This is a genomic window from Rathayibacter sp. AY1B4 (assembly GCF_002932815.1).
Classification (GTDB): Bacteria; Actinomycetota; Actinomycetes; order Actinomycetales; family Microbacteriaceae; genus Rathayibacter.
The window spans coordinates 49237-66334 of sequence record NZ_PSWN01000016.1 but is presented as its reverse complement, the minus strand read 5'-3'; the positions used below and the strand labels follow the sequence as shown (position 1 = coordinate 66334).

Sequence of the window (17098 nt, the reverse complement as noted above, 5' to 3'; positions counted from 1 at the left end):
CGGCCCGGAGCCCGTCCACGGGCGACCCTCGCCCGGCGTCCGGCTCAGGCCGGGAGGAACACGCCGATCGACCGGTCCTTCACCACGGAGCCGGCGGGCAGCACCCGCCCGCTCATCGCGAGGTAGACGCCCGGCGGCAGCAGCTGCACGGCGGCCACCGCGGTGCCGAGGTTGAACGCGGCATCGCTGTCGAGCATCCGTGCGGGCTGCATCGCGCCGGTGAGGACGACCACCCGATCGCGGACGACGCCGAGGGCCTCGGCCGTCGCGGTCATCGTGTCGGTGCCGTGGGTGAGGACGATCCGGTCCTCCTCGGCGGCGAGCACCCGCTCGCGGATGAGGGCCCGATCGGCGTCGTCGAGCTCGAGGCTGTCCTTGGCGAGGACCTCCTCGACGCGGAACTCGAGCGTGGTGAGCACCGGGGCGAGCAGGCGCGGCACCATCGGGGCGCCGATCTCGAGCTCGCCCGCGAGCGAGTACTCCTTGTCGACGGTGCCACCGGTGGTGAGGACGAGGATGCGGTCAGTCACCCGATCAGACTAGGCGCCGCCTCCGACACCGGCACGTTCGTGCGCAGTGGCCGCGCCACGGCGGCGGCGGCGGCCCGCATCGGGAACGATGGAGCGCATGACATCCTCCTCCCCGTCCCTCCTCCGCACCGGCGCCAAGGTGCTCCTCGGCTCCGCCCTCCTCTTCGCGGGGGTGAGCCACCTCACCCGCAAGCGGGAGGAGTTCCAGGCGCAGGTGCCCGAGTGGGTGCCGCTGGACAAGGACGCGGTCGTGCTCGCCTCGGGCGTGGTCGAGATCGGCCTGGGCGCCTCGCTGGTGCTCGCGCGCCGACGGGCGCCGCTGGTCGGAGCCGCGGCCGCCGCCTTCTTCACCGCGATCTTCCCGGGCAACGTCTCGCAGTGGGTGACGCGGACGAGCGCCTTCGGCCTCGACACCGACCGCAAGCGCGCCGTGCGCCTCGCGTTCCAGCCGCTGCTGGTGGCGTGGGCGCTCTGGTCGACCCGGCGTCCGCGGGGCTGATCCCACTCGGCGGGCGGCACGGAACCGGCCGCGAGCGCGTGCCGTCCGCCGCCGGCCGCGGAGGATTCCCTTCAGACGTCGTGCTGCGCCTCGGCCAGCAGCGGCGCGAGCAGCTCCTCGATCCGGCGCCGCGCCCCCTCGGCGTCGCCCGCGGCGATCGCCTCGACCAGCTCGGCGTGCTGGCGGGCGTGCACGTCCTCCTCGCCGACGACGTCCTCCTCCAGCACCGACTCGAACATGCCGGTGAGGCCGTCGTAGAGCTCGACGAACAGATCGTTGTGGGTCGCGACGACGACGGCCCGGTGCAGCGCGGTGTCCGCGGCGATCCGCTCGGCGAGCTCCGGCGCCTCCCACGAGCGGGCCCGGCGGGCCAGCAGGGCGCGGAGGGCGGCGACGTCCTCCCCGGTGCGGCGCTCGGCCGCCAGCGCGGCCGTCGCCCCGTCGATCGCGAACCGCAGCTCGAGGCCCTCCCGGCGGGCGGCGCTCGGGATGCGGCGGCGCAGCGACTCGGCGAGCTGCGAGCGCGCGGTGACGAACGTGCCGCGCCCCTGCTCCCGCCGCACGAGGCCCGCCTGCACGAGGGCCTGGACGGCCTCGCGGACGGAGTTGCGTCCGGCGCCGGTCCAGCGGGCGAGCTCGGCCTCCACCGGGATCCGCTCGCCGACGGCCCAGCGGCCGGAGCGGATCTCCTCGTGGAACAGCGCCGTGACGTGGTCGATCACGCTCTCGCGCTGGAACGGCGCCGCGGGGCTAGACTCGCCAGGATTCATCCCATCATCCTATCTCTCGGGGACTCCATGACCGCAGCACCGACGCTCCGCGCCACCGCCCTCCTGGCCCTCGCCGCCATCGCGATCACCGCGCTGAACCTCCGCACCGCCGTCACCGGCTTCAGCCCGCTGCTCGACACGATCGGCGCCGATCTCGGCTTCGGGCCCTCCCTCTACGGGGCGCTGGGGACGATCGTCACCGCCTCCTTCGCCGTCTTCGGCTTCGTCGCCGCGGCCGTCTCGCGCCGGATCGGCCTGGAGCGCACGCTCGCGATCGCGACGCTGGTGACCACACTGGGCATCGCCCTCCGCGCGCTCAGCCCGAGCCCGGTCGCTCTGGTGCTCTCGACCGTCGTCGCCTTCGCGGGCGTGGGCACCACGAACGTGCTCATCGTGCCGATCGTGAAGCGGTACTTCGCCGAGCGGATCAAGACGGTCAGCTCGCTCTACCTGGCGCTGCTGCAGGTGGGCCAGTTCGTCGCTCCGCTGGTCGCGGTGCCGCTGGCCTCGACGGCGGGGTGGCGCTGGGCGATCGGGATCTGGGCCGTGATGACGGCCGCGGCCTGCCTGCTCTGGGCGGCGCTCGCGGCCCGCGGAGGAGGCGGGGCGGCCCCGGCCGCCGCCGGCGGCCGCGTGGACGGGGCGTGGCGCACGCCGCTGCTCTGGGCGATGGTGCTGATGCTCGGGATGACCGGTCTGCACACCTACGGGATCATCACCTGGCTGCCGACGATCCTCGTCGACGCGGGCGCGGATCCGGCGCAGGGTGGGGCGCTGCTGGCGCTGTTCTCGGTGTTCGGCCTCGCCGCCGCGTTCGTGGTGCCGCCGCTGACGCTGGGCATGCGCAACCCGGTCGTGGTCGTGGTGGTGTGCTGCGCGCTGCTCGCGGTCGGCTACGCCGGCCTCGTCGTCGCTCCGCTGGAGGGAGCCGTGGCGTGGGTGGTCTGCCTCGGGCTCGGCGTCAGCACGTTCCCGATGACGCTGACGCTCGTGAACGCGCGGACGCGGACGACCACCGGCTCCTCGACCCTCTCCGGCGCCACGCAGGGGCTCGGCTACGGGCTCGCCTGCCTCGGTCCGCTGCTGATCGGCGTGCTCTACGAGGCGCAGGGGGACTGGAGCGGCGCGTACGCGCTGCTGTTCGCCGGAGTGGCGGTGCTGCTGGTCAGCGGGATCGTCGCGTGCCGTCCGCGGTTCCTCGAGGACGAGGCGGCGCTCCGCCGGGCCTGAGCGGTGGCGCTCAGCGCGACGCGGCCGGAGCGAGCGCGGAGACGATCCGCCCCAGCCCGAAGCGCCAGGCGCTCTCCACGTCGCCGCCGAGGGTGAAGGCGCCGGTGATCTCCATGCCGATGAACCCCGTCGCCCAGGCGGTCAGCGTGCGCGCCGCCTCGAGGGCGTCCTCCTCGCCCGCCAGCTGCGCGGTGAGGTCCAGCAGGCGGGCGCTCGCCGCGTCGCGGTACTCCTGGGCGGCGACGGGCGTGCCGGGAGCGGGGGCCGTCACGAGGAGGAACGCGGCCGGCCGGTCTCTGGCCGGAGCTCCTGGCCGAGCTGCGCGCGATGGGCCGCACCCTCGACGACGTGCGCGGCGTCGTGCTGACCCACGGCGACTCCGACCACGTGGGCTTCGCCGAGCGCCTGCGCCGCGACCACGGCGTGCCGGTCCACGTGCACGCCGCCGACGCCGAGCGGGCGAAGGGCGGGGCGAAGCCGAGGACCGCGACACCGCGGCTGCGCGTCCTGCCGCTCCTCGGCTTCGCGGCCTACGCGCTGCGGAAGGGCATCGCGACGGTCCCGCCGCTCACCGAGGTCGTCGAAGTGCACGACGGGCAGACGCTCGACCTGCCGGGCGCTCCCCGCGTGATCGCGCTCCCGGGTCACTCCCCGGGGAGCATCGCCGTGCACGTGCCGCTGGCCGACGCGGTCTTCGTCGGCGACGGGCTGACCACCCGCCACGTGCTCACCGGCCGCACGGGTCCGCAGCCCGCGCCCTTCACCGACGAGCCGGAGCAGGCGCTCGCGTCGCTCCGGGCGCTCCTGCCCACCGGGGCGCGCTGGGTGGTGCCGGGCCACGGAGCGCCGTGGAGCGGCGGGATCGAGGCGGCGGTCCGGCTGGTCGAGAGCGCCTGAGGCCCGGAGCCGCTCAGGAGGCGGGGACGAGCTTCCAGCGGTCGGCGAGGATCTCGAGGCCCTTGTCGAAGGTCGCCGACCACGCCGTGACGTCGTGGGCGCTGTCCGGCACCTCGAGGTAGGTGGCGCTCATGCCGGCGGCGACGGCCGCGGCGTAGACGGTCTTCGCCCCGGGGAGGAACGAGGTGTCCTCGGCGCCGACTCCGAAGATCGCGACGGTGCCGGTGTAGGGGGCGTTCTCCGCGAGGACGTTCACCGGCTTCGCGGCCTCGTAGGCGGCCTGGTCGCCGCCGAACCCCTGCGCGACCGTCGCCGCCTCGCTGCCGAGGGTCGGCGCGAGCTCGCCCGAGGCGTCGACGATGTTGCCGAAGAGCGACGGGTGGCCGGCGCCGAGCTGGATAGAGCAGGTCCCGCCCTGCGAGAGGCCGCCGATCGCCCAGTGCTGCGCGTCCCCGAGCACGGGCAGGTTGGCGCGGATCCAGTTCGGGACGTCGACGGTGAGGTAGGTGGCGGACTTCCCGAGCGGCGAGTCGACGCACATCGGGTTCCTGTCGGGATCGCCCAGCTGGTCGGGCGACACGACGATCGGGGCGAGGCCGGCGTGCGCGGCGGCGTAGGCGTCGAGGGTCTGCTGGAACTTCTCGGTCGAGAGCGGATCGGAGGGCGACCCCGGCTGTCCCGAGAGCATGATCATCACCGGCAGCAGCGGCGGGGTCGCGGTGAGGGCCGCGGGCGGGAGGTAGACCACGGCGTCGCGGGCCGGGAAGCCCGACGCGGTGGCGGGGATGGCGACCGTCGAGACCGAGCCGACGGCGGGCATCCCGGCCGGGGCCGTCCAGGTCGCGAGGTCCGAGTGCGGTCCGTCCGCGGCGGCGACGGGCACGGAGGAGTCGGAGTAGGCGCTGATCCCGAGCGCGCTGCGCACCGTGGGGTACTGGCCGAAGTCGATGTTGACGGTCATCGCGGCCGCCGCGACGACGAGCACTCCGGCCGCGAGCGATGCGAGCACCCCCCGCGCGCGGCGGCGGGCGATCGCGTGCCCGAGGACGACCAGGGCGACGCCCAGCCCGCCGATCCCGAGGCCGATCGCGACCCTGGTGACCGGCGTGAAGTCGACGCCGAACGGGCCGTCGGGCCCGTCGACGAGGGCGGCCAGGGCGGCACCGCCGATCAGGCCCAGGAGGAGGACCGCGACGGCGATCCCGCCGCGTCGGGAGCGCCCGCGGCGGGGAGCGCGGACGTGAGCGGCGAGCAGGAGGAGGAGCGCCGCGATCGCGAGCACGTAGACGGCGACGACGAGGGGGCCGGAGACGAGGCTCAGGTCGAGGAGAGAGGTCATGCGTCGATCCGGTCGGAGGGTGCTCGGGCGGGCGTCAGTCTGGCGGCGGTCTCTGGAGGAGAGCCGGGAGCTGTCGGGAGCGATTCTCCTCCCCGAGCGCGGATCCACCGAGCTCTCCACCGATCGGGCGCAACCCCGCGCGCCGCGCCGCCGCTCCCGCCTAGCGTGGGACTCCCGACGCACACCGCGCCCTCACGAAGGAGCCCGCACCATGACGCAGCACCCCCGCCTCGAGACCTCCTCCCGCGAGGCCCGCGCATGAGCCGCGGAGTCGCCGTCGTCACGGGCGGCACGGCCGGGCTCGGACGCGCCACGGTCCGCGAGCTCGCCTCCCGCGGCTGGGACGTCGCCGTGCTGGCGCGCGGCGAGGACGGACTGGCGGCCACGGTGGCCGAGATCGAGCAGAAGGGCCGGCGCGGGCTGGGCATCCCGACCGACGTGGCCGACCGCGAGGCCGTCGAGTCGGCGGCCGACCGGGTCGAGGCCGAGCTCGGCCCGATCGAGCTGTGGGTCAACGACGCGATGGTCGGCGTCTTCGGCGAGTTCCTCTCGACCGAGCCCGCCGACTTCGAGCGCGCCGTGGGCGTCAACTTCTTCGGCTTCGTCAACGGCACCCGCGCAGCCCTCTCCCGGATGACCCCGCGCGACCGCGGGCACGTCATCCAGGTCGGCTCCGCCCTAGCGCACCGGGGCATCCCGCTGCAGGCCGCGTACTGCGCCTCCAAGTTCGGCGCCCGAGGCTTCACCGAGGCCGTCACCGCGGAGCTGCTGCACGCGAAGAGCCGCGTGCGCCTGTCCGAGGTCGACATGCCGGCGCTCAACACCATCCAGTTCAACTGGGTGAAGTCGCAGCTGCCGCACCACCCGCAGCCCGTGCCGCCGATCTACGAGCCCGAGGTGGGCGCGATCGCGATCGCCGACGTGGCCGACAAGCCGCGCCGCCGCACCTGGGTCGGCGAGCCGACCGCGGGCACCATCCTCGGCGACCGCTTCGCCGGGCGCTTCATGGACTGGTACCTCGCCCGCAGCGCCTTCGACGGTCAGCAGGCCCCCGACAAGACGGAGCCGATGCTCCCGAACAACGTCTACGAGCCGGTCCCCGGCGATCACGGCGCCCGCGGCCTCTTCAGCGATCGCGCGCACACCATGACGCCCCAGATCTGGATGATCCGCCACCGCGCCCTGAGCTACGCGGGGGCCGCCGCGGCCCTCGCCGCCGGCGCCGCGGGCGTCGTCTCGGCCCTGCGGAGGAAGTGACCGTGGTCGACGCCGTCGTCATCGGGGCGGGGCCCAACGGCCTCGCCGCCGCGGTCACGCTCGCGCGGGCCGGGCTCTCGGTCACCGTGCTCGAGCGCAACGAGACGATCGGCGGCGGCGCGCGCACGGCGGAGCTGACGCTGCCCGGCTTCCACCACGACGTCTGCTCGGCGGTGCACCCGATGGCGCTCGCGTCCGGCTTCTTCCGCGCCTTCGGGCTCGACCGGCGCATCGAGCTGGTCGTCCCCGAGATCTCGTACGCGCATCCGCTCGACGGCGGCCGCGCGGGCATCGCCTACCGCGACCTCGACCGCACGGTCGAGGCGCTGGGGCGCGACGGAGCGGCGTGGCGCGCCCTGATGGGACCTCTCTCCGAGCGGGCCGACCGCGTCGCGGGCTTCACCAACGACGCGCTGCTGCGGATCCCGACGGACCCGAGCGTGCTGATCCGCTTCGGACTGCGGGTGCTCGAGCAGGGCACCCCGGTGTGGAACCTGCGCTTCCGCGAGGACGTCGCCCCGGCGATGTTCTCCGGGGTCGCCGCGCACTCGATCCGCCCGATGCCGAGCCCGTCGACGGCCGCGGCCGCCCTGGCGCTCGGCGCCTACGCCCACGCGCGCGGCTGGCCGGTGCCGATCGGAGGCAGCCAGTCGATCGTCGACGCGCTCGCCGACGACCTCCGGGCGCACGGCGGCACCATCGAGACCGGCGTCGAGGTGACCTCGCTCTCGGAGCTGCCCCCGGCCCGCGCCGTGCTCGTCGACGGCACGCCGACGGCGCTGCTCGCGATGGCGGGGGACCGGCTGCCCCCGGCGTACGCCTCGGCCCTCCAGCGCTTCCGCTACGGCAACGGCGTGGCCAAGGTCGACTTCGCCCTCGACGGGCCGGTGCCGTGGACGAACCCGGAGCTCGCCGACGCAGGAACGTTGCACGTGGGAGGCAGCCGCGCCGAGATCGCGGCCGCCGAGCGCGACGTTAAGCGCGGCCGGCACAGCCGCAGCCCCTACGTGCTGGTGGCGCAGCCCTCGATCGCCGATCCGACCCGGGCGCCCGAGGGCAAGCACGTCCTCTGGGCGTACACGCACGTCCCCCGGTACTCGCCCGCCGACCAGCAGGAGGCGATCACCGCCCAGATCGAGCGCTTCGCCCCCGGGTTCCGCGACCGCGTGATCGGCGCCTCCTCGATGACCGCCCGCGACATGCAGGCCTACAACCCGAACTACCTGGGCGGGGACATCGCCGCCGGAGCCGCGAGCGTCGCGCAGCTGCTCTCGCGCCCGGTCCCCACGACCGACCCGTGGCGGACGCCCGCGAAGGGGCTCTACCTCTGCTCCTCGTCCACCCCGCCCGGGCCGGGCGTGCACGGAATGGCCGGCTGGCACGCCGCCCGCAGCGCGCTGCGGCACGAATTCGGGGTGCGCGAGTCGCCCGACCTGTCGCCGGAGGCGCGCCCGGCCTGAGCCGCCGCCGTTGCGCTGCGCCCGTCGCCGCCCCCGGCCTGCCAGGCTGAGGGACGGCGCCGCCACGCGCCCCACCACCACTCGAAGGAGCCCGCGATGTCCCGCACCACCCGCGTCGTCCACTGCCCGCCCGAGTCCGTCTTCGCGGTGCTCGCCTCCGGCTGGCTGTTCCCGAGCTGGGTCGTCGGCGCGTCGCGGATGCGGAAGGTCGACGCCGACTTCCCGCACGTGGGCTCGCAGCTGCACCACTCCTTCGGCCTGTGGCCGCTCGTGATCGACGACCGCACCACGGTCCTCGAGTGGGACCCGCCGCGCCGGATGGTCATCCAGGCCGCCGGCTGGCCGCTCGGCGAGGCCCGGGTGCGCGTCGAGGTCGAGCCGCACGCCCGCGGCGCGAAGGTGCGGATGCACGAGGCGCCCGTGAAGGGCCCGGGCACGCTCGTCCCGAAGCCGCTGATGCACTCGTTCCTCTGGATCCGCAACCGCGAGGCCGTGCGCCGGCTCGCCCACATGGCCGAGGCGGGAGCCGCGGGCCGCACGCTCGCGCCCGCCTCGCTCCCCTCGCCCGCCGACCGTGCCGGGATCGACCGGCCGAAGCACGTCTGGGCGCGCCTGACCGGAGCGATCGGGTCGATCGCGGTCGGGACGCTCGTGGTCCGCGGCGTCCTCGCGGCCGTGCGGCGCGCCCGGAGCTGACGGCGCCCGGAGCTGACGGTGCTCGGACCCGACGGCGCCCCGGTCGGACGCCGCCCGGGTCAGACGATCCGCTCGACCAGCCGCACGTGCTGCACCGCGACGCGCTTCGGCTCGCCCGCGAAGGCGGCGTCGCGCTCGGGCGAGGCCAGGTACGCCCGCTCGACCTCGGCGAACGCGTCGGCGTCGCCGGCCGTGCTGACCGCCCAGACGAACTCGTTCACCTCGCGGTCGGCGTAGGCGAACTCGATCCGGAAGCCGTGGGCCTCGCGCGCCGGCACGATCCGCTCGGGGAACCAGGCGAGGAAGTCGTCCATCACCCCGTCCATCAGCTCGTAGCGTCGGAGTTGGATCGTCCTGGTCTCGGCTGCAGCGCTCATGCTGCGACGGTACCCGCCCGGCGGCCGCGCCGTCGCCGCGCTACGCTCGCCGCCGACAGCCTGACGCCGAGGAGGACAGCACGGACCCCCGCCACCGCTCCCTCGCGCTGCTCGTCGCCGGCTGCTTCTTCATGGAGAACCTCGACGCCACGATCGTGACGACGGCCGCGCCCGCGATCGCCGCCGACCTGGGCGTCGACTCCGCCGCGGTCTCGATCACCGTCACCGCGTTCCTCCTCACCGTCGCCGTGCTCATCCCGGCCTCGGGCTGGCTCAGCGAGCGCTTCGGCGTGCGCCGCGTCTTCACCACCGCGATCGCCGTCTTCACCCTCGCCTCCCTGCTCTGCGCGCTCAGCCCCACGCTGCCGCTGCTGGTCGGCGCCCGCGTCCTGCAAGGCGTCGGCGGCGCGCTGATGGTGCCGGTCGGCCGGCTCGCGGTGCTGCGGGCGACTCCGCGGGAGGGGATCATCCACGCCATCGCGATCCTGGTCTGGCCGGGACTCGTCGCCCCCGTGATCGCGCCGTTCCTCGGCGGGCTGCTCACGACCGTCGCCTCCTGGCACTGGATCTTCCTGATCAACCTGCCCCTCGGGGTCGTCGCGTTCGCGATCGCGCGCCGGATCGTCCCCGCCACCGCCGAGAGCGCGCCGCCCCCGCTCGACGTCACGGGGCTGGTGCTCGTCGCGGTCGGGCTCGGCGCGCTGGTCGGAGCGGCGGGGCTCCTCACCGGCTCCGAGCTCGACGGGCGGGCGGTGGCGCCGCTGCTCGTCGGCGCGGTCGTGACGGCGCTCGCCGTGCGGCACCTGCGCCGCGCCGAGAATCCGCTCGTGCGGCTCGACGCCTTCCGCTTCCGCACCTTCCGGGTCGCCAACGCGAGCGGATCGCTCTACCGGGCGACCGTGAACGCGGTGCCGTTCCTGCTCCCGCTGCTGTTCCAGGACGCGTTCGGCTGGAGCCCGGTGCAGGCCGGCTCCGTGGTGCTGGCGCTCTTCGCCGGCAACCTGGCGATCAAGCCGGCCACGACTCCGCTGCTGCGGCGCCTCGGCTTCCGCGGGGTGCTGGTCGCGGCGAGCGCGGTCGGGGCGGCGTGCATGGCGGCGATGGCGTTCCTCGAGCCGGCGACTCCGGTGGCGCTCGTGGTGGCGCTGCTGGTGCTGAGCGGAGTGGCCCGCTCGGCGGGCTTCACGGCCTACAACACCGTCACGTTCGCCGAGGTCCCGCAGGAGGGGATGTCGGGCGCGAACACCCTCAACGCCACCACGCAGCAGATCGCGGCCGGACTCGGAGTCGCGGTGGGCGCGGTGGCGCTCGCCGTCGGCACCGCGATCGGGCCCGGCCTCGTCCCGTACCGCGTCGCCTTCCTCGCCCTCGCGGTGCTGACCCTCGTGCCGCTCGCCGCCGCCGCCCGGCTCCCGCGCGACTCCGGGAGCGCCCTCACCGCCTGACCCGCGCGGGCGTCAGGCGAGGCCGAGCGCGATGCCGTCGAGGATGTCGTGCGCGGTCGAGCGGACCCGGTCGACGCCCGGCGACGCCTCGTGGACCGCGCGGAGGACCTCGCCCCAGACCAGCGCGCCGGCCGCCAGCACGTCCTCGCGCCCCGGGCGGACCCAGGGGAGGGCCGCCGTCCCCTCCGGAGACAGCGCGGCGAGCTCGTCGCAGGCGGCGAGGACGTCGGAGAGGGGGAGGGACGTCTCGAGCGCGGCGCGGTCGGTGCTGCGGAGGACGTGCGCGGTGATCGTGAGCACGGTCGCGGCGACGCCGACGACGCTCCGGGCCTGCGAGAGGTCGACGGAGGAGGCGGCCAGCGCGGCGCGCACGTCCGCCCGGATCGCCGCGCGCTCGCCCTCCGTCGGTGCGGCGGCCCGGCGGTGGCGCTCGGTCAGGCGGACGCTGCCGACGTCCATCGAGTGCGCCTGCTCCGGCTCCGCTCCGCCGAGCACGAGCTCGGTCGAGCCGCCGCCGAGGTCGACGACCAGCACGGGCCGGGCGGAGTCGACGGCCGAGACCGCGCCGCGGAAGGAGAGCCGCGCCTCCTCCTCGCCGGAGATCGTCTCCGGGGTGACGCCGAGGATCCGCTCGACGGCGGCGAGGAAGTCCTCGCGGTCGGCGGCGTCGCGGGTGGCCGAGGTGGCGACGAAGCGGAGGCGCTCGGCGCCGGCCTCCTGCGCGGCGGCCGCGTACTCGCGGGTGACGGCGAGGGTCCGCTCGAGCGCGGCCGGGTCGAAGCGGCCGGTGCGGTCGACCCCGCGGCCCAGCCGCACGAGCTCGGTGCGGCGCTGGACGTCCCGGAGGCGGCCGCCCTCCACATCGGCGATCAGCAGGCGGAGGGAGTTGGTGCCGCAGTCGAGCGCCGCGACGCGCGTGGGGGAGGACATCCGCCCATTCTGCCCGCGCGGCCCGGGCCGGAGGCGGGCGATAGCCTGGGGGAGAGACGAAGGAGCCGCCCGTGCACGAACACCACGTCCGCGTCCACCGCAGCGACGAGGAGCTCCCGCGACACGGGCAGCTCGCCCACGCGCTCGCCGAGGTCGCCGCCGATCCGGTCGAGATCGACGACGAGGTCGCCGAGATGGTGGTCAACCGGGTCATCGACAACGCCGCCGTCGCCACCGCGTCGCTCCTGCGCCGCCCGGTCGTCGCCGCCCGCGCGCAGGCTCTCGCGCACCCCGCCTCCATCGGCGGCCAGGGCTCGGTCGTCCTCGGCGTCGACCCGGCCCGCCGGGTGTCGCCCGAGTGGGCGGCCTGGGCCAACGGAGTCGCCGTGCGCGAGCTCGACTACCACGACACGTTCCTGGCGGCCGAGTACTCGCACCCGGGCGACAACATCCCTCCGCTGATCGCCGTCGCCCAGCACGCGGGCATCGGCGGGGCGCAGCTCGTCCGCGGCATCGTCACCGGATACGAGGTCCAGGTCGACCTGGTGCGCGCGATCAGCCTGCACCGGCACAAGATCGACCACGTCGCGCACCTCGGCCCCTCGGCCGCCGCCGGGATCGGCACGCTGCTCGGCCTCGACGTCGCGACGATCGAGCAGGCCGTCGCGCAGGCCCTGCACACGACGACCGCCACGCGGCAGTCGCGCAAGGGCGAGATCTCGAGCTGGAAGGCGTACGCGCCGGCCTTCGCGGGGAAGATGGCGATCGAGGCGGTCGACCGGGCGATGCGCGGCGAGACCAGCCCGTCGCCGATCTACGAGGGCGAGGACGGCGTCATCGCCTGGATGCTCGACGGCGCCGACGCGAGCTACGACGTCCCGCTGCCCGACCGCGGCGAGGCCAAGCGCGCGATCCTCGACACGTACACGAAGGAGCACTCGGCCGAGTACCAGGCGCAGGCGCTGATCGACCTCGCCCGCCGCCTGCACCGCACGCACCCCGAGGCCGCCGATCCCGAGCGAGTCGAGCGGATCGTCCTGCACACCTCGCACCACACGCACTTCGTGATCGGCTCGGGCGCGAACGACCCGCAGAAGTACGACCCGGCCGCGTCCCGCGAGACGCTGGACCACTCCGTGCCGTACATCTTCACGGTGGCGCTGCAGGACGGCGCCTGGCACCACGTGCACAGCTACGCCCCCGAGCGGGCCGCCCGCGCCGACACGATCGCGCTCTGGCACCGGGTCACCACGCAGGAGGACGCGGAGTGGACCCGCCGCTACCACTCCACCGATCCGGGCGAGAAGGCGTTCGGCGCGCGCGTCGAGATCCTGATGACGGACGGCACGACGATCGTCGACGAGATCGCGGTGGCGGACGCGCACCCGCTGGGCGCGCATCCGTTCAGCCGCGAGCAGTACGTGTCGAAGTTCCGCACGCTCGCCGCCGACGTGCTCGAGGAGTCCGAGATCGAGCGCTTCCTCGACCTCGCGCAGCGCCTGCCCGAGCTGACCCCGGAGGAGGTCGGCCGCCTCAGCGTGATCGCCGCTCCCGGCGTCCTCGCCTCGATCGAGCCCCCGCGCGGCCTGTTCTGATCCCTCCGCGGGGCCGCTCGCGCGCACGGCGACGTGCGCACGAGCGGCCAGGGAGCGCCGTCGTCAGGCGGTCTGCTCCGCGACCCGGTCCTGGGCCTCGGCGATGAAGCGCCGGCGCGAGAAGACGCGGGCGCACCTGAGCGACGCCGTGCTCGGCGGGAATCACGCCGACTCCCACGCACCGTGGTTCCACAGCCGCTCCTCGGGCGGTGGTGCGGCGACCCGGCTGGACCCGCGCTGAAGCGTCGTCCGGGACATCCCGGGCGGAGGGGACGGCTGAGCCGGCCGTACGCCGCGACCGGCTACTCGTCGAGATCGCGCAGGCGCGGCGCCCCATCGGAGAGGCCGTGCGGTTCCGAGTCGGACGGGACGACGGCGCCCGCGGCGCTGACGCAGCCCGCGGCCACCGTGATCCCGGGAAGCGCGATCGCGCCGGCTCCGATCCAGCAGCCGTCCCCGATCGTCACCGGGCGGTACTCGGGACCGCGCGCCTGCTGCCTCGCAGCGATGGTCAGCGTGCAGCAGACGACCGAGTCACGAGTTCTCGACGACCGGACACGCGGCGAGGGGAAGTCGCACGAGCAGGCGATCGGCTCTGGCGCGAGGGCGGCTCGACGTGATCTGGGCACCCACGTCACGGATCGTGGCGCCTCCCTCGTCGCCCGGTTCCCGGACTCCTCGCTCGGCGTCGACGCGACCGGGACCGTCAGCGGATTCCCCCCTATCGAGGGCGAGGACGTCGCCGCCGACGTCCTCGTGCAGCTCCTCAGCTAGAGACGCCCGCTCACGAGGGTCCCTTCCTCCTAGGCTCAACGGCGCCGGAGCGCGATTCGAGTACAGCCCGGGCATTACCGCTCCTGGTCTTGTTCCCGAACAGGGCTACGAGCGGCACAACGACGGTATCGATCGCCCGCGCCACTAGGTCGATTGTCCGCGACCCCAGCATGACCAGCAGGAAAAGAGCGCAGACGATTCCGACGACCCACGGCCCGAAGGTCGCGAGTCCGCTCAGAAGGGCGGAGAAGGTTACGACCGTGCCGGTCGCGGCGAGGAAGTCGCTCACAAGAGTCTCGATGCCGGCGCGACAGCCCGCGCAGTCGCGCCTAGATCGATTGACTACTAGGGGCGTTGCTACTTCCGCGCCGGGATGCATCGTCTGAGCGGTTTCGGCTCGACGTCGCGGGACGCGGAGCATGTGACTCGACGATCTTCGGTGAGGAAGGTCTTTCGCAGAACGTGAGATCCACCGCTTGCGCGGCTAGTCCGATTGACGATCGCTTGCGCGGCGTCAGTGTGGGTGTCTCCGTTGCTGGGCCGGCACCTGCGAATCCGCGGGTCCGACCTGTTGTTGTGTTCATTCTGCCAGCCCGTAGCAGGGACACCCTCTCTGTTCGCTGGGAGCGTGAGGATGTCCCGTCGAGCCTGCTGCCTGCCGGTCCCGCAAAGAGATAGTTCACCGGACGCTGCGGACGCCTGCACGCCTGCACGCCTCCGCGCCGAGAAGCCTTTCTTTTCTTTCCGTTAGACTCGCCTGGTGAATTGTCCGGTTGGGGGATGCTCACTGGGACAATGTCAGAATGACCGACCTCGTTGGCTATGCCCGCGTTTCTACTGACAAGCAAGACGCGCAGGTGCAGCGCGACGCGCTCGCGGCCGCCGGCGTCCCGGCTGATCGCCTCTACGTCGACTCGGGCCCCACGGGCTCCAATCGCGCGTGCACTGCGCTGGCCGCGGCCCTGGCCGCCTGCCATGACGGATCGACCCTCCTTGTCACGAAGTTCGACCGCCTGGCCCGATCGATTAGTGTTGCCCGCGACATAGCTGATGAGCTGACACGCAAGGGAGCGCGGCTGAGAATCGGCGGCACGGTGAATGACCCGATAGATCCGATCGGTCGGCTGCTATTCAACGTCTTGGCGATGATCGCTGAGTTCGAGGGCGACTTGATCCGCGCTCGAACCCGGGAGGGGATGAAGGTTGCGAAGGAGAAGGGTCGGCTCCGACGGAAGAAGCCCAAGTTGAGCCCGAGAATCGAAGGTCACCTCGTGGCGGAGTACCGGTCCTGCAACCACTCGATCGCGAAGCTCGCGCAGCAGTATTGTGTGGCGCGGTGGACCGTGTACCGCGCGGTGCAGCGTGCCGCAGTGGCGGACGCTCGGATCGCTGATGCGACGCTGATGATGCCTCGGGACGCGTGAAGTGAGCCGCGCCCGAGACCAACGGCGTCGAAGCGACGCCAAGGAGCGGCGCGCTGACACGAGGCGCCAGCAGTGGCTCGAGGAGACGAAGTCGACCGATACGCTGCGTCGCCTCTGCGTCCTCTGGGACGACCACGCTGCCAATCCCGTGACGAAGTACTCCACCCCTGTGAACACGCAGACCGTCATCGCCGTTCGAGCGCTCGTCGCGCACGCCGTCGACTGCGGCCGGGCGATCGCAACGCTGTATGAAGCGAAGCAGCCGCTCGCGGCTGTTCCCGTCATACGCACGCTGATGGAGGATGCGACGACCGCAGCTTGGCTCCTGAAGGCACCGGACGGCTGGAAGGGGTTCACGCGGGAAGGTGCGGAGGCGAGGCGCAAGCTGCTCAACAACATTCGCCAGGCCAATCCCGACCTGAAACCGGACCTGGTCGGGGCGGAGCTGGCTCGCGCGAAAGAGCTGCTCAACCGCTTCGGTGAGTACACGACCGACAACGACTTCCAGCAGAGGGCGAGGTCCGTCACGGGCACGGATCGCCTGTACGTGCTGTTCCGGATGGCATCCGGGGTGAGTCACGCCGGCGCGAAAATCGTGGACCTCTACACGGCTGCAGATCCAGGCAGCCCTTCCGGTTTCGGCTGGTTCGATCAGGCCCGCCATCCGCAAGCGGACATGTGGTTGCGCGTGGCCTCGGCGCTACTCGTGCGAGCGCTGACGGCCTGGGATCACGTGCTGGCGGGTAACCCCTTGCAAGAGCGCCTGACACCTCTGGCCGAGCGATTGGGTGAGGCTCCATCGCTCACCTACGGACCGCTATTTGAGACTGTCGCTCAGTAGCGATTCAGTCGACGATGCTGTCGACCTCGAGCGATCGTTGCGTCATAGAGGGTTCGGCGCTACGCGCCCGACGGCAGTTTTTACCAGACTTGCTGCGGATTCCCTAAGGGAAGATTGTCAGACTCGCATTCTCTTTAAACGGGAGGGGAGCTGGTCAAAAGTTGAAGGGCTGGCGAGCCAGTAGGCCACGCCCGCCGCTCCGACCGCGAGGCTGAGTCCCGGCGAGCTGACCCGGCGCATGGCCTTCGCTTTCAAGCCGAGCGCTGAAAGCTGTAGCCAGGCCGGTGAGAGTCGTGCCGTGGAGCTTCTTCCAACTCGCCATGACTCACCGTCCCTCGGGCGAATCCTAGGCGTAGGAGCCGGATGAACGCCGTGCCTATCGCCAGGAAATGTCTCCGAGGGGCGTGCATCTCGACAGGGTCGCACGCGTCGGCAACACGGCTTTCAACCTGAGTCGTTTCGCTTGAACACGCATCGAGGCCATCCATCCGATAAGCGGTGCGATGCCGGAGGCGGGTGGTCGTCAGGAGTGCCCCAGAGGGCATCCCGGAGGGACGCGCAGCGCGCTTACTGGTTGACGTGATCCGACGACCGCCAGCAGCCCGACCGACCCCGCTCGCGGCTTGCATCCCGTGCTCGATTCGTGGGGCGAGTGTGCGCAGAGCGTCGGGCTCGAAGTCGTACTGGCTGGTCGTCCGCGAGGCGCAGACCGCCGCGGGACAGGTCACGATCCACAGCCGCGAGACAAGCGCCAAGGGCGACATGATCAAGCACCGGTTCGGCTGGCACGTCGTCACCCGCGTGAACCCCAAGAGCGTGACCGTCGCGCTCGACTGGAACGACGGCACTCGCCCCTACAAGGTGAACAACTCCGACGTGCAGGGGCACCACACCGCCGCCGAACTCGATGTAGCCCGCGAGGCCGCCACGGAGACGTCCTCGCCGAGCGGATCGGGCGAGGGCCGGCCTTCGGGCGGCCCGTGAAGGGGCGGCTCTCACCCTTCCCAAGCATCCCGTTCCGGGCCGCGAGCTGT

At 73.1% G+C, this 17098-nt stretch carries 21 protein-coding genes; 13 read left to right on the top strand and 8 right to left on the bottom strand.

Annotated features, from left to right (window positions below; all coding sequences use genetic code 11):
* Positions 1-44 precede the first annotated feature (44 nt).
* On the bottom strand, positions 45-530 hold the full coding sequence (locus C5D66_RS11685; RefSeq protein ID WP_104224541.1) for an asparaginase domain-containing protein: 486 nt from the start codon (positions 528-530) through the stop codon (positions 45-47).
* A gap of 88 nt (positions 531-618) precedes the next feature.
* Here C5D66_RS11685 and C5D66_RS11680 point away from each other — a divergent pair, with 88 nt between their 5' ends.
* Positions 619-1029: a hypothetical protein gene (locus C5D66_RS11680; RefSeq protein ID WP_181027249.1), complete on the top strand. Its 411-nt coding sequence runs from the start codon at positions 619-621 to the stop codon at positions 1027-1029.
* A 71-nt stretch (positions 1030-1100) separates the two neighbouring features.
* Here C5D66_RS11680 and C5D66_RS11675 read toward each other — a convergent pair whose 3' ends face one another.
* Entirely contained in the window at positions 1101-1799 is a 699-nt protein-coding gene (locus C5D66_RS11675; protein ID WP_104269546.1) for a FadR/GntR family transcriptional regulator, read from the bottom strand.
* Between the two features lie 27 nt (positions 1800-1826).
* On the opposite strand from C5D66_RS11675, the gene C5D66_RS11670 reads away from it, so the two are divergent.
* Positions 1827-3029, top strand: a complete 1203-nt coding sequence (locus C5D66_RS11670; protein WP_104256448.1) for an MFS transporter — start codon at positions 1827-1829, stop codon at positions 3027-3029.
* Positions 3030-3039: 10 nt separating this feature from the next.
* Here C5D66_RS11670 and C5D66_RS11665 read toward each other — a convergent pair whose 3' ends face one another.
* Positions 3040-3300, bottom strand: coding sequence for a TetR-like C-terminal domain-containing protein (locus C5D66_RS11665; protein ID WP_104256449.1), 261 nt, complete (start codon positions 3298-3300; stop codon positions 3040-3042).
* A 38-nt stretch (positions 3301-3338) separates the two neighbouring features.
* Here C5D66_RS11665 and C5D66_RS11660 point away from each other — a divergent pair, with 38 nt between their 5' ends.
* Positions 3339-3926, top strand: coding sequence for an MBL fold metallo-hydrolase (locus C5D66_RS11660; protein WP_258059934.1), 588 nt, complete (start codon positions 3339-3341; stop codon positions 3924-3926).
* Between the two features lie 13 nt (positions 3927-3939).
* Here the strand turns inward: C5D66_RS11660 and C5D66_RS11655 are convergent, their stop codons facing one another.
* Positions 3940-5265: an esterase family protein gene (locus C5D66_RS11655; protein WP_104256450.1), complete on the bottom strand. Its 1326-nt coding sequence runs from the start codon at positions 5263-5265 to the stop codon at positions 3940-3942.
* Positions 5266-5523: 258 nt separating this feature from the next.
* On the opposite strand from C5D66_RS11655, the gene C5D66_RS11650 reads away from it, so the two are divergent.
* From C5D66_RS11650 to C5D66_RS11640, 3 genes are all read left to right on the top strand, one after another.
* Positions 5524-6522: an SDR family oxidoreductase gene (locus tag C5D66_RS11650; RefSeq protein ID WP_104233564.1), complete on the top strand. Its 999-nt coding sequence runs from the start codon at positions 5524-5526 to the stop codon at positions 6520-6522.
* Between the two features lie 2 nt (positions 6523-6524).
* The gene (locus C5D66_RS11645; RefSeq protein ID WP_374953326.1) at positions 6525-7982 is read left to right on the top strand and encodes a phytoene desaturase family protein; all 1458 of its coding nucleotides are present in this window, start codon (positions 6525-6527) and stop codon (positions 7980-7982) included.
* 96 nt (positions 7983-8078) lie between these two features.
* A complete protein-coding gene (locus C5D66_RS11640; RefSeq protein ID WP_104233566.1) occupies positions 8079-8678 on the top strand; it encodes an SRPBCC domain-containing protein in 600 nt (199 codons plus the stop codon).
* Positions 8679-8737: 59 nt separating this feature from the next.
* On the opposite strand, the gene C5D66_RS11635 is transcribed toward C5D66_RS11640, so the two are convergent.
* Positions 8738-9055 carry an NIPSNAP family protein gene (locus tag C5D66_RS11635; protein WP_104224531.1) on the bottom strand — a complete coding sequence of 106 codons (318 nt, stop codon included), beginning with the start codon at positions 9053-9055 and terminating at the stop codon, positions 8738-8740.
* Between the two features lie 131 nt (positions 9056-9186).
* Between C5D66_RS11635 and C5D66_RS11630 the strand changes: the two genes are divergently transcribed.
* Positions 9187-10500, top strand: a complete 1314-nt coding sequence (locus tag C5D66_RS11630) for an MFS transporter (RefSeq protein WP_104256452.1) — start codon at positions 9187-9189, stop codon at positions 10498-10500.
* Between the two features lie 12 nt (positions 10501-10512).
* Here C5D66_RS11630 and C5D66_RS11625 read toward each other — a convergent pair whose 3' ends face one another.
* Positions 10513-11430 (bottom strand): exopolyphosphatase, encoded by a 918-nt coding sequence (locus tag C5D66_RS11625; RefSeq protein WP_104326909.1) that lies wholly within the window; start codon positions 11428-11430, stop codon positions 10513-10515.
* Positions 11431-11501: 71 nt separating this feature from the next.
* Here C5D66_RS11625 and C5D66_RS11620 point away from each other — a divergent pair, with 71 nt between their 5' ends.
* Positions 11502-13025: an MmgE/PrpD family protein gene (locus tag C5D66_RS11620; RefSeq protein WP_104251037.1), complete on the top strand. Its 1524-nt coding sequence runs from the start codon at positions 11502-11504 to the stop codon at positions 13023-13025.
* 103 nt (positions 13026-13128) lie between these two features.
* Entirely contained in the window at positions 13129-13266 is a 138-nt protein-coding gene (locus tag C5D66_RS17185; RefSeq protein ID WP_181028835.1) for a hypothetical protein, read from the top strand.
* Between the two features lie 61 nt (positions 13267-13327).
* Here C5D66_RS17185 and C5D66_RS17495 read toward each other — a convergent pair whose 3' ends face one another.
* Positions 13328-13492: a hypothetical protein gene (locus tag C5D66_RS17495; protein WP_258061468.1), complete on the bottom strand. Its 165-nt coding sequence runs from the start codon at positions 13490-13492 to the stop codon at positions 13328-13330.
* Positions 13493-13541: 49 nt separating this feature from the next.
* Here C5D66_RS17495 and C5D66_RS17490 point away from each other — a divergent pair, with 49 nt between their 5' ends.
* Positions 13542-13799 (top strand): hypothetical protein, encoded by a 258-nt coding sequence (locus C5D66_RS17490; RefSeq protein ID WP_146083186.1) that lies wholly within the window; start codon positions 13542-13544, stop codon positions 13797-13799.
* A gap of 10 nt (positions 13800-13809) precedes the next feature.
* Here C5D66_RS17490 and C5D66_RS11610 read toward each other — a convergent pair whose 3' ends face one another.
* Positions 13810-14088, bottom strand: coding sequence for a hypothetical protein (locus C5D66_RS11610; protein WP_104256101.1), 279 nt, complete (start codon positions 14086-14088; stop codon positions 13810-13812).
* Positions 14089-14602: 514 nt separating this feature from the next.
* On the opposite strand from C5D66_RS11610, the gene C5D66_RS11605 reads away from it, so the two are divergent.
* From C5D66_RS11605 to C5D66_RS11595, 3 genes are all read left to right on the top strand, one after another.
* Positions 14603-15223: a recombinase family protein gene (locus C5D66_RS11605; protein ID WP_104256100.1), complete on the top strand. Its 621-nt coding sequence runs from the start codon at positions 14603-14605 to the stop codon at positions 15221-15223.
* A 169-nt stretch (positions 15224-15392) separates the two neighbouring features.
* Positions 15393-16064 carry a DUF5677 domain-containing protein gene (locus C5D66_RS11600; protein WP_146079324.1) on the top strand — a complete coding sequence of 224 codons (672 nt, stop codon included), beginning with the start codon at positions 15393-15395 and terminating at the stop codon, positions 16062-16064.
* 654 nt (positions 16065-16718) lie between these two features.
* Positions 16719-17048 carry a hypothetical protein gene (locus C5D66_RS11595; RefSeq protein ID WP_104256098.1) on the top strand — a complete coding sequence of 110 codons (330 nt, stop codon included), beginning with the start codon at positions 16719-16721 and terminating at the stop codon, positions 17046-17048.
* Positions 17049-17098: the final 50 nt, after the last annotated feature.